The organism is Bacillus songklensis (assembly GCF_042649685.1).
Classification (GTDB): Bacteria; Bacillota; Bacilli; order Bacillales; family Bacillaceae_H; genus Bacillus_BA; species Bacillus_BA songklensis.
Map to the genome: position 1 here is coordinate 224,968 of NZ_JBHRZT010000052.1, position 14,891 is coordinate 239,858.

The 14,891-nt window shown below is 40.4% G+C and carries 14 protein-coding genes; 5 read left to right on the plus strand and 9 right to left on the minus strand.

Translation table 11 applies throughout. The features are described 5' to 3' along the window. The first annotated feature begins 581 nt into the window (after window positions 1–581). Window positions 582–956, plus strand: a complete 375-nt coding sequence (locus ACFOU2_RS12415) for a hypothetical protein (RefSeq protein WP_377915552.1) — start codon at window positions 582–584, stop codon at window positions 954–956. 116 nt (window positions 957–1,072) lie between these two features. On the opposite strand, the gene lpdA is transcribed toward ACFOU2_RS12415, so the two are convergent. The 5 genes from lpdA to ACFOU2_RS12440 form a co-directional block, all read right to left on the minus strand. After that, complete coding sequence (lpdA, locus tag ACFOU2_RS12420) at window positions 1,073–2,485, minus strand: dihydrolipoyl dehydrogenase (protein WP_377915554.1); 1,413 nt, start codon at window positions 2,483–2,485, stop codon at window positions 1,073–1,075. A 5-nt stretch (window positions 2,486–2,490) separates the two neighbouring features. After that, on the minus strand, window positions 2,491–3,852 hold the full coding sequence (locus tag ACFOU2_RS12425; protein ID WP_377915557.1) for a dihydrolipoamide acetyltransferase family protein: 1,362 nt from the start codon (window positions 3,850–3,852) through the stop codon (window positions 2,491–2,493). 170 nt (window positions 3,853–4,022) lie between these two features. Then, window positions 4,023–5,000 (minus strand): alpha-ketoacid dehydrogenase subunit beta, encoded by a 978-nt coding sequence (locus ACFOU2_RS12430; RefSeq protein WP_377915559.1) that lies wholly within the window; start codon window positions 4,998–5,000, stop codon window positions 4,023–4,025. A gap of 3 nt (window positions 5,001–5,003) precedes the next feature. Beyond that, complete coding sequence (gene pdhA, locus ACFOU2_RS12435; RefSeq protein WP_377915561.1) at window positions 5,004–6,119, minus strand: pyruvate dehydrogenase (acetyl-transferring) E1 component subunit alpha; 1,116 nt, start codon at window positions 6,117–6,119, stop codon at window positions 5,004–5,006. Window positions 6,120–6,802: 683 nt separating this feature from the next. Then, window positions 6,803–7,498 (minus strand): YkyA family protein, encoded by a 696-nt coding sequence (locus ACFOU2_RS12440; protein WP_377915563.1) that lies wholly within the window; start codon window positions 7,496–7,498, stop codon window positions 6,803–6,805. Window positions 7,499–7,698: 200 nt separating this feature from the next. Between ACFOU2_RS12440 and ACFOU2_RS12445 the strand changes: the two genes are divergently transcribed. Continuing rightward, window positions 7,699–7,806 carry a YjcZ family sporulation protein gene (locus ACFOU2_RS12445; RefSeq protein WP_377915565.1) on the plus strand — a complete coding sequence of 36 codons (108 nt, stop codon included), beginning with the start codon at window positions 7,699–7,701 and terminating at the stop codon, window positions 7,804–7,806. A 123-nt stretch (window positions 7,807–7,929) separates the two neighbouring features. Further along, a complete protein-coding gene (gene def, locus ACFOU2_RS12450; RefSeq protein WP_377915567.1) occupies window positions 7,930–8,484 on the plus strand; it encodes a peptide deformylase in 555 nt (184 codons plus the stop codon). A gap of 94 nt (window positions 8,485–8,578) precedes the next feature. On the opposite strand, the gene ACFOU2_RS12455 is transcribed toward def, so the two are convergent. The 3 genes from ACFOU2_RS12455 to ACFOU2_RS12465 form a co-directional block, all read right to left on the minus strand. Then, entirely contained in the window at window positions 8,579–9,478 is a 900-nt protein-coding gene (locus ACFOU2_RS12455; RefSeq protein WP_377915569.1) for an alpha/beta hydrolase, read from the minus strand. Between the two features lie 405 nt (window positions 9,479–9,883). Next, entirely contained in the window at window positions 9,884–10,663 is a 780-nt protein-coding gene (locus ACFOU2_RS12460; RefSeq protein ID WP_377915571.1) for a Cof-type HAD-IIB family hydrolase, read from the minus strand. Between the two features lie 14 nt (window positions 10,664–10,677). Continuing rightward, on the minus strand, window positions 10,678–11,589 hold the full coding sequence (locus ACFOU2_RS12465) for a DMT family transporter (RefSeq protein WP_377915573.1): 912 nt from the start codon (window positions 11,587–11,589) through the stop codon (window positions 10,678–10,680). A 556-nt stretch (window positions 11,590–12,145) separates the two neighbouring features. Between ACFOU2_RS12465 and ACFOU2_RS12470 the strand changes: the two genes are divergently transcribed. Together ACFOU2_RS12470 and rnjA are read left to right on the plus strand one after the other, a co-directional pair. Then, window positions 12,146–12,358 (plus strand): DNA-dependent RNA polymerase subunit epsilon, encoded by a 213-nt coding sequence (locus tag ACFOU2_RS12470; RefSeq protein ID WP_377915575.1) that lies wholly within the window; start codon window positions 12,146–12,148, stop codon window positions 12,356–12,358. Window positions 12,359–12,360: 2 nt separating this feature from the next. Next, complete coding sequence (gene rnjA, locus ACFOU2_RS12475) at window positions 12,361–14,028, plus strand: ribonuclease J1 (RefSeq protein ID WP_377915577.1); 1,668 nt, start codon at window positions 12,361–12,363, stop codon at window positions 14,026–14,028. 191 nt (window positions 14,029–14,219) lie between these two features. Here the strand turns inward: rnjA and ACFOU2_RS12480 are convergent, their stop codons facing one another. After that, the gene (locus ACFOU2_RS12480) at window positions 14,220–14,879 is read right to left on the minus strand and encodes a potassium channel family protein (protein ID WP_377915579.1); all 660 of its coding nucleotides are present in this window, start codon (window positions 14,877–14,879) and stop codon (window positions 14,220–14,222) included. Window positions 14,880–14,891 lie beyond the last annotated feature (12 nt).

The following is a 14,891-nucleotide window of genomic DNA, read 5'->3' on the forward strand; positions in this document are numbered from 1 at the left end:
AAATTTAGTTATCTACACGAGTCCTCCATTAATAGAACCATCGTACTATTTGCTGGACAAAGGTGAAGATACATAATGAAAAAACTGTCGTGAATGCGGCTGTTTTTCTCTTTTCCAATACATATTCCGCCACCACATAAGCCAAATATAGAAAAATGAAAAATAAAATGGTTTTTGCCGTTAGTTCATCCCGACGTGAAAGATGTTCAACTACAACATAACCTGTCCAAATCAAAAATTGAATGAGCCATAATAAAATCGTAATGATTATCCCTCATTTCCTTCGGACGGGAGCCGTAACAAAAATTAGACATACATATATTACTTTGTAGAGATGAGTTAATTTGGATCGTTTCCTTCTTTGTTCCGCTCATACTGCTTTTATTCGTATGATTTTGGTCTTCGTATAAGCAGTTGACAAGAACCCGAAAAAGAACTTGTCAACTGCTTATACATAAATATAGATATGCGCTTCATTCAAGTTTATTTTTCATTTTTGTAACAAATGTTTGACAACATCAAAAACCGGGAGGGGGGCGTGATACAATAAAGACAAATTTTCAATGAAAGAAGTGACTTGGATGGCATTAAAACTCCCTGCTGTTTTAGTGATATCTGTAATGTTGCTCTCCGGCTGCAGTATCATCAAACAGGAAGGCCTTAAAATTCAATCTTCCGAAAAACAAGTTTTGCTGTTTTCCAACGAAGAAAATATAGGAGCAGAAGAAAGGTATTATGATGCTTTATTGGACTTAAGAGGGAAATTCCCCGAAGAATTAAAAAACATTAGAATCGTTCATCAATCATCGATTCGGATTAACAATGACCTGATTGAATTGCAAAGCTATCCAGCTCTCATTATGATTGAAAATAACAAGATTTTGACCAAGATTGAAGGCTCTGTTCCAAAACAACAAATCATTGAACAATTACAGCGTACATTAAGCGTAAAATAAAGCTTCCCGCTTTTTTGAAATAAAAAGCGGGAACTTTCGATATTAAGCGATATAAAAAGGGTTGGAGAATCACTCTCCAACCCTTTACCGTTTTTACAGGCGTAAAAAACAAGTTATTATTTCACAATATGAATCGGGCTGCCGATTACCACTTCTGCTGCTTCCATTGTAATCTCGCCAAGAGTTGGGTGAGCATGGATTGTCATGGCCACATCTTCAGCTGTCATGCCAGCTTCGATTGCAAGACCGATTTCAGCGATCATATCAGAAGCATTTGCACCGGCAATTTGTCCACCGATTAGGACACCATCTTCTTTACGTGCAACAAGTTTTAAGAAACCGTCAGATTCATTAAGTGCAAGAGCACGTCCGTTTGCGGCAAATGGGAATTTCGCAGCAATCACTTCAATGCCTTCTGCTTTTGCTTGTGCTTCTGTATAACCAACAGATGCAAGTTCTGGCTCAGCGAATACAACCGCTGGAATACCAAGGTAATCAATTTCAGCAGGATGACCGCTGATTGCTTCAGCTGCAATTTTACCTTCATAAGAAGCTTTATGTGCAAGTGGAGGACCAGCTACGATATCACCGATCGCATAAATGTTTGAAACGCTTGTACGGCATTGCTTATCGATTTCGATTAAGCCGCGCTCAGTCAATTTCACACCAACTTGCTCCAAGCCCATTTCATCAGTGTTAGGACGACGGCCGACTGTTACAAGAACATAATCAGCTTCAATTGTTTTTGTTTCGCCGCCTGCTTCGAATGTAACGTGTACGCCGTTTTCTGTCTCTTCTACACCTTTAGCCATTGCTTTTGTGTAGATTTCAACGTTGCCTTTTTTCTTTAAGTTACGTTTTACAATGGCACTCATTTGTTTTTCAAAACCAGCTAGGATTTCGTCGCCGGCTTCAATGAATGTTACTTCTGTGCCGAAGTTTGCATAAGCCGTACCAAGCTCTGTACCGATATAACCAGCACCGATTACAACCATTTTCTTCGGAACTTCTTGTAGTGCTAATGCGCCAGTAGAATCTAATACACGTTTAGAGAATTTGAAACCAGGAATTTCGATCGGACGAGATCCTGTAGCGATGATCGCATTGTTGAATTTATAAGTTTGAGCAGAGTTTTCGTCCATAACACGTACTGTATTTGAATCAACAAAATAAGCTTCGCCGGTTACGACGTCTACTTTGTTTCCTTTAAGAAGGCCGGCAACACCGCCAGTAAGCTTCTTCACAACGCCGTTTTTGAACTCTTGAACTTTTGAGAAGTCAACGGTTACGTTCTCTGCTTTTATTCCCATGTCTTCAGAATGTTTCGCTGTTTCAAAGCGATGTCCTGCAGTAATAAGGGCTTTTGAAGGAATACATCCTACGTTCAAGCAAACCCCGCCGAGAGTTGCTTTTTCTACAACTGTTACTTTTTGTCCTAATTGAGCTGCACGGATTGCCGCAACATATCCGCCAGGACCTGCACCAATGACAAGAGTATCTACTTCAATTGGGAAATCTCCTACTACCATTTGAATTACGCCTCCATTAATAATAATTCTGGATCGTTCAATAAACGCTTAATGTGGTTAAGAGCATTTTGAGCTGTCGCGCCGTCAATCATACGGTGGTCAAAGCTTAATGATAACGCCAATACCGGAGCAATGACGATTTCCCCGTCACGCACAATTGCTTTTTCAGCAATACGGCCGATACCTAAGATTGCTACTTCCGGATGGTTGATAACTGGAGTAAACCATTGACCGCCGGCAGAACCGATGTTAGTGATTGTGCAAGAAGCGCCTTTCATTTCCGCTGGAGCTAATTTGCCTTCACGAGCTTTTGTTGCAAGTTCGTTAATTTCATTAGAAATTGCGAAGACAGATTTACGGTCAGCATTTTTCACAACTGGTACTAGCAAGCCTTTTTCTGTGTCAGCAGCGATACCGATGTTATAGTAATGTTTGTGAATTACTTCATCCGTTGCATCATCGATCGATGTGTTGAATACAGGGTACTTCTTAAGAGCAGACGTTAACGCTTTTACAACGTATGGTAAGAACGTTAGCTTGATGCCTTGTTCAGCTGCAATGTTTTTGAATTTCTTACGGTGTGCAACAAGTTTTGTTACATCGATTTCATCCATTAATGTAACGTGTGGAGCAGTATGTTTAGAGTTAACCATCGCTTTTGCGATTGCACGGCGGATACCGCTCATTTTCTCGCGAGTTTCTGGGAATTCGCCTTCAGGAATTGTTGTTGCAGCAGCCGCTTTTGGAGCTTCCTCTTTTGCTTCCGCTTTTGCAGGAGCTTGAGCTTGAGCGCCTCCAGCTAAGAAGTTGTCGATGTCCGCTTTAGTGATACGGCCATTTTTGCCTGAACCAGGAACAGCTTTAATGTCGATACCTTTTTCACGAGCATATTTACGTACAGATGGCATTGCAACCACTTTACGGTTAGGATCAACTTCTGCTTGAGGAGCCGCACCTGCCCCAGTTGCACCTTGTGCTTCAGCTGCAGGAGCTTCTTCTTTTTTGACATCTTGTCCAGCTTCAGCAGTAGCTTGTACTTGAGCTTCTGTTTTTGCTTCAGCAGCCGGGGCTTCGTCGCCATGGTCACCTTTGAACTTTAAGTTTTCGTAACCAGGTGCGTCGAATGTAACGATAACTTGACCAACAGTCGCTACTGTACCTTCATCAACTTTAAGCTCTAATACTTTCCCTTTAACCGGGGATGGGATTTCTACAACCGCTTTGTCGTTTTGTACTTCAGCAAGTACGTCATCTTCGTTTACTTCATCGCCAGGTTTAACAAACCATTTTACGATTTCACCTTCATGGATACCTTCACCGATATCTGGCAGTTTAAATTCAAATAATGCGCCTACTTCAGTTGCCATGAGATTCAACCTCCTAAGAATTCTTTCTAGTCATCTACTGACTTGGCTGTATAGATTCTTGTAAAAGAAATCAGTATAGGACTGATTTTTCTTACTGATGCTAATAATCAACCGGCTGAAAAGCCTGTTGATCAGTTTCTTTCCCTCCGGCCGGAGGGAAAGAAACTGAATTAGAATGATAATACTTTCTTCGCTGTTTCAACGATGTCTTTATGATTTGGTAACCATACACCTTCAGCTTCTGAGAATGGGAATACAGTATCAGGTGCAGTTACACGCAATACTGGAGCTTCAAGGCTAAGAATCGCGCGGTCATTGATTTCAGCCACAACATTTGCTGCAATACCGGCTTGCTTTTGCGCTTCTTGAACAACGATTGCACGTCCAGTTTTCTCTACAGAAGCGATGATTGTGTCGATATCTAACGGTTGAACTGTACGTAAGTCAACAACTTCTACAGAGTGACCTTCTTTCTCTAATTCTTCGGCAGCTTTTAATGAAGCATGAACCATTGCGCCATAAGAGATGATTGTTAAGTCTTTACCTTCGCGTTTTACATCAGCTTTACCGAGTTCGATTGTGTAGTCACCTTCAGGTACTTCTTGGCGGAAAGAACGGTATAGTTTCATGTGCTCTAAGAAAATAACCGGATCATTGTCACGGATTGCAGAAATTAAAAGACCTTTCGCATCATATGGTGTTGAAGGAATAACAACTTTTAGACCAGGTTGTGATGCTACTAAGTTTTCTAAGCTGTCTGCGTGAAGTTCTGGCGTGTGAACCCCGCCGCCAAACGGTGAACGGAATGTGATAGGTGCATTCCAACGGCCGCCGGAACGGTAGCGCATACGAGCAGCTTGTCCATTGATTGAATCCATCACTTCATAAACGAAGCCAAAGAATTGAATTTCAGGAACCGGGCGGAAACCTTTTAAGCCAAGGCCTACTGCAAGACCGCCAATACCTGATTCAGCAAGCGGTGTATCGAATACACGATCTTCGCCGAACTCAGCTTGTAAACCTTCAGTTGCACGGAATACACCGCCGTTAACACCAACGTCTTCACCGAAGATTAACACATTAGGGTCATTTTTTAGTTCTGTGCGTAACGCATCAGTGATTGCTTGAATCATTGTCATTTGCGCCATGGCTTACTTCGACTCCTTCTCTGTATAAATTTCGTATTGTTCTTGTAAGTTGTACGGCATTGTTTCATACATATTATTCATTAGGTCCGTTACTTTTTGTTTTGGATACTCATCAGCTTTCTTGATTGCTTCTTTAATATCTTCTTTTGCTTGTTCAATTGCTTTGTTTTCTTCTTCTTCGTTCCAGATGCCTTTTGCTTCTAAGAACTTGCGGAAGCGTACAAGTGGATCCTTTTTCTCCCACTCGTTTTCTTCTTCTTTCGCACGGTAACGAGTCGGATCGTCACCCGCCATTGTATGTGGACCATAACGGAATGTTAATGTTTCGATTAATGTAGGACCTTCACCGTTCACTGCACGTTCACGGGCTTCACGTACCGCTGCATAAACCGCTAAAGCATCCATACCGTCCACTTGGATACCAGGAATACCTGCAGCCACTGCTTTTTGAGCGATTGTACGAGCAGCAGATTGCTTTTCAACTGGTGTAGAAATCGCAAAACGGTTGTTTTGTACGATGAAGATTGCCGGAGCCTTAAATGCACCCGCAAAGTTGATACCTTCGTAGAAGTCACCTTGAGACGCACCACCGTCACCAGTGTACGTAATTGCAACTGACTTTTCACCGCGTTTTTTGATACCTAATGCAACGCCGGCAGTTTGGACATATTGTGCACCAATGATAATTTGCGGAGAAAGTGCATTCATATCTTCAGGGAATTGGTTTCCATGGAAATGTCCGCGGGAGAATAAGAATGCTTGGTATAATGGAAGTCCGTGCCAGATTAATTGTGGTACATCACGGTAACCAGGTAATACAAAGTCTTCTTTTTCTAATGCGAAGTGAGAAGCAATTTGAGAAGCTTCTTGTCCAGCAGTTGGTGCATAGAATCCTAAACGTCCTTGGCGGTTTAACGAAATGGAACGTTGGTCAAGAATGCGAGTATATACCATACGACGCATTAATTCTTTTAATTGATCATCAGTTAAATCAGGCATTGCCGCTTCGTTAACAACTTCGCCCTCTTCATTTAAAATTTGGAATGTTTGGAACTGCTCTGCAATTTTCTCAAATTGCTTCTTTACATCAACAATAGCTTTTTTTGTTTTAGCAGCCATCTAAGTCACCTCTTCCTTTCATTTACGGTTGGGTAATTTCTTGTTGCTAGCCATACTTACACATACATTGTTAGAATAACCAATTTGAATTATTAAAAGTCATACTTTGTCGACTAGCATTTGAAAAGGAGCCGATTTCGGACTACAGTGTTATGTATTCCCTCACGATTCCGAAGAAAACATTGAGTAAAAGGAATGCTTATGAAAATCATGTTACAGAACAACTGTATTAATTATCTTATGAAAATGATTAATACAACTTCTGATTTCACGGATAAGTTTACACTATTATAAAATGATTCGTCAACGCTTTTGTATCAATATTTCTTTTCATTTTGTAAGCGCAAATCAAAATCTCAACAAATTCTCATCTGTACTATTACAACAATCAATTCTGTACTATATGTTTTATAATAATCACCATCGCTCTTTTTCCATTAATCAATAAAAGGTTCACCTCTTCTCACGAAAGGGATTGTAATGAATTCCGACAATTCTCTTTAGTTCTAAATTTCTAATTTACAGAATTGAAATAATATTCTGTTCATACCCCTCCGACATTTTAATTGAAAAAGCAAGATTGTATATATCCGGATAAGAGAAAAGGATGTAATTTTTAATATGTTTCATTCCCGTCCGTACTTTGAAACAAGAAACTAGCAGCACAGAAAGAGCCGATGCTCTTATTGCACCGACTCTTTCTTATCATCTTTGTTTTTCTCTACCACTTCAAGCCCTGCTTTCTTATAGAAAGCAGCTTTTGCTTCATTATACTGTTTTGTCAGGTTGTTGAATTCTTCATTCGCTTTCAGAATTTGATCATATGTAGCATTGATGCTGGCAATTTGCTTTTCAAGCTCGTCCAACGCGACATCTTCCTTTTTGAACATTTGGTATAGTTCCCGATCTAACTGAACAGCTTTTTCATAGTGATCATGCAGTTTATCGTAGCTGGTATACCGCTTATTCATCAGCTTAATGAGTGATTCTGCTTCTTTTTTATGTTCCTCTTCATCAAGTGAATCAATCAGTTCAACTGCTTCTTGGAATTTCTTCTTTGATTCATCCATGCTCTTTTTTTCTTGCTGAATGCGCTTTTCTCTTTTCCCCACTATGTCAAGCGCATCATTAGAAAGCTTGCGAATTTGTTCTTGTTCCTTCATGCCAAGCGAGATGATTTGATCATACTTTTCTTTCTCTTGTTTTTCCAGATCAACCAGCGGCTGTTGTTGCTTCGAAAAGGTTTTTTCTGCCGCTACAATCTGCTCAAGCGATTTGTAGATATCGATTTGAGGGGAAGAAGAATTAGAACAAGCGGAAAAAACCAGCCCAAACGCCATAAATAAACCAATTTTTTTTATTTTTAAAACATAACGCACAGTAAAATGCCTCCCTTATATATGTAACACATTATACTACAAAACAAGGGAAATTTGTGATTTTTACCATCATTTATCTTCATTCCCTTTTTAGCACTTCATTTTCCCCTTCACCAAAACTTCTTACCTTACATACCTTATATTAGCCTGTATAACCTTAGTCATAACCTTACAGGTACAATGATAAGGAGGAATTCAGCATGTACGGATACGGATTCGGTTATGGTTGCGGGTACCGCAACACTTTTGTATTAGTGGTTATTCTATTCATTTTACTCATCATCATTGGCGCGGTTATTTACACTTAACAGAAAGCGGCCGCCTCAGGCCGCTTTCTTGTCTTTTCCCCTTCTCTCTTCGCTTTTCATAATGACTTTTACATATGCTTTTGTTAGACTTAGTTTATCCGTTTGTATGAGGAGGTAAGAAACATGATTACAATGAAAGATGTCATTAAAGAAGGTCATCCGACACTACGAGCGGTTGCAGAAGAAGTGGTACTGCCCGCTTCTGAAGAGGATAAAGAAACTTTGCAAAGCCTGATTGAATATGTAATCAATAGCCAAAACCCTGAAATAGCCGAGAAGTACGGACTCCGTCCAGGGATTGGTCTTGCTGCACCACAAATTAATGTGTCTAAACGGATGATTGCCGTCCATGTTACGGATGAAAAAGGCAAGCTATACAGTTATGCTTTATTTAATCCAAAAATTGTGAGCCACTCGGTTGAAAAGACTTATTTATCAAGCGGCGAAGGCTGTCTTTCTGTTGACCGTGATGTACCGGGTTATGTTCCGCGCTACGCACGTGTAACCGTCACGGGAACGACACTGGAAGGCGAAGAAGTCAAGCTGCGTTTGAAAGGTTTGCCCGCCATCGTGTTTCAGCATGAAATCGATCACTTAAACGGCATCATGTTTTATGACCATATCAATGAGCAAAATCCCTTTGAAGCGCCGGCAGATGCCTCCCCGCTCGAGCGGTAGGATAGGAGAAAGGGGCTGCAAGCAAGCGGCCTCTTTCTTCTATTTATCCCGCGATAAGATCAACTAACCATCGGCGACGCACAGGATGTGCTAGTCAAGACGTTACGACAGGACGCCGCGTAGTTAGTCTTCGGTCCATCCCGCACTGATGGAAATTTCCTTTATCCTCTCTTATAAACTCATAAACGGCGCAATCAACCCCGGCGCTTTCATGTAGGTCAAAATGGGAAGCGGAAAACGAAGCCGTTTTTACCTTTTCTGAAAATGTGCGCAAATATAATGCGCTCTCTACCGTTACCGAGCCATCCCCTCTCGTTTTTCCCATTTCTTGTACATTTCCGGCAATTGAAAAGATGGAAGTATCATATTGATTTAAACGTCTCAATTGCTGATGGAGATCGTTTAACGCATCGGATTCGATGTGTAAATCGATAGCTGCAGGCGTATGTACATCTTTCTTCGCCATCGGATATTGCTTCACAAGATCCTCCATACGTAAGCCTGCCACCGGAGTGCCCACCGTAACTAATTTCTCAACTGTTGGATAAGATGGAGAATGATAGCCAGTCAAATACTTTAACGCTGCGAGGCCTCCCATACTATGTCCGATGATGTTGATTTTTTCTGTTTCGTACTCTTCACCTATTTTCCTGGCGACTTTTGAAACCCATTCTCCCTGTTGCTGCAGATTCGCTGTATTATTTTGAAACACTACGTGAATCAGCGGGATGGATCCTTGTTTGGCGTTTCTTACGTTTCGACATTGAATCTGTCCTGTTTCTTTCACGACACATGTTTTCACATGAGATCCCCACCCGTTGGATTCAAAACGCTCAATCATAGTGGCCATGGAGCGCTCAGTCCCGCGGAACCCATGGATCACCAGGGTCGGATGAACGGGTAAAAGCGGAGAGCTCACTCGTGCAGTTTGGAAGAAGTGCACAAGGGCGGCTATGCAGATGAAGATACCTGCCATTCCAAGCATTGCTTTCATTTTCATCACCTTATATTGCTTTTGATTTCATTCTAACAAACGATGAAGACTTTTTGATCGTTCTGTCATGTTCTCATTCGATTTGTCAGAATGTCGCTTGAATGAGGGTTCCTATTTCCTCTTCGCCGGTGAAAGGGTTACTGCGGGCTGCGTCTAAAGAAACGAAAACATTTTCTATCATTTTTCAACTTTTATCCTGTAAACCCCAAGAATGTCGCAAGGATATTTCCTTATTTTCACAAAATAAAAAGGAGCCCTCCCATAAGCTCCCAATCGATCGCTATTATGTTTTCAGCTGAAATGAACCGTCAAAGAAAACCTTGGTTATACCGGACTTCCATGACGGTTCATTTTTAAGGCGATGACTCATCAGCATTCTCTTCACCTTGAGTCATCCTTTTTTTGTTATTTTAGTAGTCCGACTAATTGCAGCCCATGTAGAATTCCGTCTTCGTCCACATTTTTCGTCACATGCTTTGCAACTTTCTTAACCGAATCATGGGCATTCCCCATTGCGATCCCGTTGCCGACATATTGAAGCATTTCCATATCGTTTAATCCATCACCGAATGCATATACTTGATCTTTAGTGAAGCCCATTTTTTCGATCGCTCTTTCGATTCCTCGTGCCTTTGATCCGCCAAATGGAAGAACATCTGTTGAATATTGATGCCAGCGGATAAAATGGAAGTCTTTAAAACCTTCTTTATATGGTGTTTCTTCCCCACCTGTACAAAACAGCAGGGACTGATAGATTTCGCGATCTTTAAAATAATGAGGATCATGCTCAGGGTGGACAAACTTCAATGTACCGATGCTTTCTTCAATGTGCGGGTGGTGCTCAACGCTTGCCTTCATCGTTTCATGGTCCATGTAGACAAGTGGATGTCCGCTTTGAAGAGCCGCATCCGTTAATGATTGTAAGACATCACGTTTTAATGGGTTTTTGTAAATGACTTCTCCATTAAATACGACATATTGCCCGTTAAAGCTGATAAATGATTCAATCTCCAGTTCCTTGCGCAACTCCGGAAACATAAATGGTGCACGACCTGTAGCGATCGCCACTTCATGGCCAGCTTCTTTCAAAGCTCGGATTGCCTCTTTTGTAGAAGCAGGTAGCTTTTTGTCATGATCCAATAATGTTCCGTCAATATCAAAGAAAATCATACTGCGCTTTTCCATTGTTCATCACCTGCTCATCGTATGTTTTTTTCAAACATGATCCCCCTCGGTGAAGAAGCCTTTTTGGCGCGTGAAGCTAAATAAATACCTGACAAAATAAAAACTAAGCCAATCACCATTTGCCCTGTCACCGGCTCTCCCAGCAGTACATATCCCCACATAATAGCCATTCCGGGAACAATATATGTGACAATCGAAGCAAATTCCGGTCCCCCTTCTTTCACCATAAAATAGTATAACAAATATGCAAAGCCCGAACCAAGAATCCCCAATCCAACCAGAGATAAAACAACAGTAGATGAATAGGAGAAAATAAGTTCAGACGGCTTCGTGAACAATAATAGAACAAAGGTGATCAAAGAAGCTATCGCTAATGTACTGAACGAAGTGTATGTAACACTTATATGCTGGAGATAGCGTTTAGACAATTGTGCGCCTAATCCATAGCACAAAGCCGCTGCCGTCATCCCAAGTATCCCGGTCGTATTTTGATTCATCAAATCCCCCAATTGGAAATCTACCAAAATGATGATTCCGATAAAGCCAACAATAATCCCAACCCATTGTTCACGACGCAGCTTTTGCGAAAAAAAGAAAAAGCCGATGAGCACCGTATATATTGGAGTTGTGGCATTAATAATAGATGCCATGCTGCTTGTGATGGTTAATTCACTATATGAGATAAGCATAAAGGGCAAAGCATTATTAAACAAACCTACAAAAAAAACAGGAATAAACGGAAAATCCTTCATGGAGCTTGTTTCTCGTTTTAGCAAAATGATAACCAATAATGTTACCGCTCCAAACAAACAGCGCCAAAACACCAATCCGACAGGGCTCAGCTCTGCCACTAATAATTTAATAAATAAAAAAGACGTTCCCCATATCGCACTTAATAAAAATAAGGCACTATATAGCTTTGCCATCGGTTACTCTCCTATGCTGTATATTCTATTTCAATATAAAGAAAATACAAAATATTGTCAAATGAAAGATATTTTTTATACCATATATATCCATGAAAAGCTTTTTTAAAAAAAACACATACTACAAGTAGAAAAAAAGAGACAGCATTTCAATAAGGAGATGAGATTGTCATGCTGAAACGTTTGCGAAAAAAACTGTTACAGCGGTGGAACGACTTGTTTCGTAAAAAAACTATTGCATAATAAAAAAATACCAATGTCCCCAACTGCAAAATACGCAGTTTGTGGACAAACACTAGAAATGGACCTTTTCGTTAATCGTTTAAAACCGATTTTTTAACATAAGGTCTATTTCGTATATAAACATAATCAAATTTTGCACATTCTGCCGCCTTATAAGAAGATTTATATCTTTTACCACATTGACTTGTTCTGGTTGGATGACTAAAATATGTGAAAGATGACGTTTCTTAGTAAAAAGTACATGAAATACATAACCATTTTATAATATAATATAAAAAGTTACTTGAATTTCGGTAGTAAGGAGAGAATTAGCATGATTTTTAAAGTATATTATCAAGAAAGTTTATATGAGGTACCTGTACGTGAAAAGACAAATGTTCTTTACATTGAGGGAGAATCGGAGCGCGATGTACGCTTAAAATTAAAAGAACGCCTTATAAATATTGAATTTGTTCAAGCGCTTACGGGTGCATATTTAGAATATGAACAACAAAGTGAAGATTTTAAAGTATTGGAGATTGGATAAATATGAAATTTGTGAAAAACAATCAAACAGCTGTTTTTGCCCTGGGTGGTCTTGGCGAAATCGGTAAAAACACGTACGCTGTACAATTTCAAGATGAAATTATTTTAATTGATGCCGGTATCAAATTTCCTGAAGATGAGCTATTAGGAATCGATTATGTTATTCCTGACTACTCGTATTTAGTAAAAAATGAGGATAAAATTCGGGGTCTTTTTATTACGCACGGCCATGAAGACCACATTGGCGGGATTCCTTATTTACTAAGAGAACTTAATATTCCTATTTACGGCGGAAAGTTAGCGCTTGGCTTAATCAAAAATAAATTGGAAGAACACGGCCTTTTACGTAAAACTAAATTTATCGAGATTAAAGAGGACGACGTCATTAAATTCCGTAAAACGTCTATCACGTTCTTCCGTACAACACATAGTATTCCTGATTCCTATGGTATCGTGGTAAAAACACCGAACGGTCAAATCGTACATACGGGTGACTTCAAGTTTGATTTTACACCTGTTGGTGAACCTGCAAACTTAACGAAAATGGCCGAAATCGGAAAAGAAGGCGTTCTTTGCTTACTTTCTGACAGTACAAACAGTGAGATTCCTCACTTCACCATGTCAGAGCGACGTGTAGGTGAAAGCATTCATGATATTTTCCGTAAAGTAGACGGTCGTATCATTTTTGCCACATTCGCATCAAACATCCACCGCCTGCAGCAAGTAACAGAAGCGGCCGTATTAAACAATCGTAAGATCGCGGTATTCGGACGCAGTATGGAAGCAGCGATTGAAATTGGACAAGACTTGGGCTACATTCGTTGTCCGAAAGATACATTTGTTGATGCATCACAGATCAATCGTCTCCCGGCCAACCGAGTAACGATTTTGTGTACGGGAAGCCAAGGCGAGCCGATGGCTGCACTGTCACGTATTGCAAATGGTACACATCGTCAAATTCAAATCATTCCTGGTGACACGGTCGTCTTCTCTTCTTCCCCAATCCCAGGAAATACAGTAAGTGTCAGCCGTACGATTAACATGCTGTATCGTGCCGGTGCCGATGTCATCCACGGTGCATTAAATGACATCCATACATCAGGCCATGGTGGACAAGAAGAACAAAAATTAATGATTCGTTTAATGAAACCAAAATATTTCATGCCGATTCATGGCGAGTATCGCATGCAAAAGATGCATGCTAAACTGGCGATTGATTGTGGTGTTCCTGAAGAAAATTGCTTCATTATGGATAATGGTGAAGTGTTGGCATTAGGTGATGAAGAAGTCGGGATAACCGGCAAAATTCCTTCGGGATCTGTTTATATTGATGGAAATGGTGTCGGAGATATCGGAAACATCGTTCTTCGTGACCGCCGCATTTTATCAGAAGAAGGCCTTGTTATCGTTGTCGTAAGCATCAACATGAAAGACTTTAAAATTGCTGCAGGTCCAGATATCATTTCACGCGGTTTCGTCTACATGCGTGAATCAGGCGATTTAATTAATGACGCACAATCGCTTATTACAAAGCATCTAAATAAGGTCATGGAACGACGCACCACACAATGGTCTGAAATCAAAAACGAAATTACAGACACATTGGCTCCGTTCTTATATGAAAAAACAAAACGTCGTCCGATGATTCTTCCAATTATCATGGAAGTGTAATGAGAAAAGCGAAACAAGCCCGCTTAGCTCCATAGGGCATTGGAACTCCTGACAAAGAAGCGCTTTTTGCTTCGGAAGGCAGGAGTGAAATGACCGTAGGAGCTGGCTTGTGCAGCTGGACAATCCCAAAGTATAATTTATACTTATATAAAAAAAGAAGGTCTTCCTCACTCGAGGAAGACCTTCTTTTTTTACCCCACCACTTTTTTCTCAAAACGATTAATATCAACATCCGCTCCAATAACAATCAAAATATCGCCTTCACGAATGATCTCCGAAGCCTGAGGAGAAACGATAATTTCTTTCCCTCTTTTAATCGCCACGATATTAATTCCATATTTTGCGCGGATATCCAAATCAATCAACGAGTGACCATTCACGCGGTTGTTCGCTACAATCTCCACGATGCTGTGTTCATCCGATAGCTCTAAATAATCCAACACATTATTTGACACTATGTTTGTTGCAATACGGCGCCCCATATCTCGTTCTGGATGAACAATTCGATTCGCTCCGATTTTCGTTAACACCTTTTCGTGATAGTCGTTTTGCGCTTTAACAGTAATATTATCTACACCCAGTTCTTTTAAAATTAAGGTTGTTAAAATGCTTGCCTGAATATTGGCACCGATAGCCACAATGACATGATCAAAGTTACGGATTCCCAAACTTTTCAATACGGACTCATCTGTAGAATCCCCGACTACTGCATGTGAAGCAATATTCGCAAACTCATTTACTTTATCTTCATCCATATCGATTGCCAGTACTTCCATTCCTTGCTCACTCAATGTTTTGCAAATGCTTCCACCGAAGCGGCCCAGTCCAATTACAGCAAACTCTTTTTTCACAAAAAACTCCTC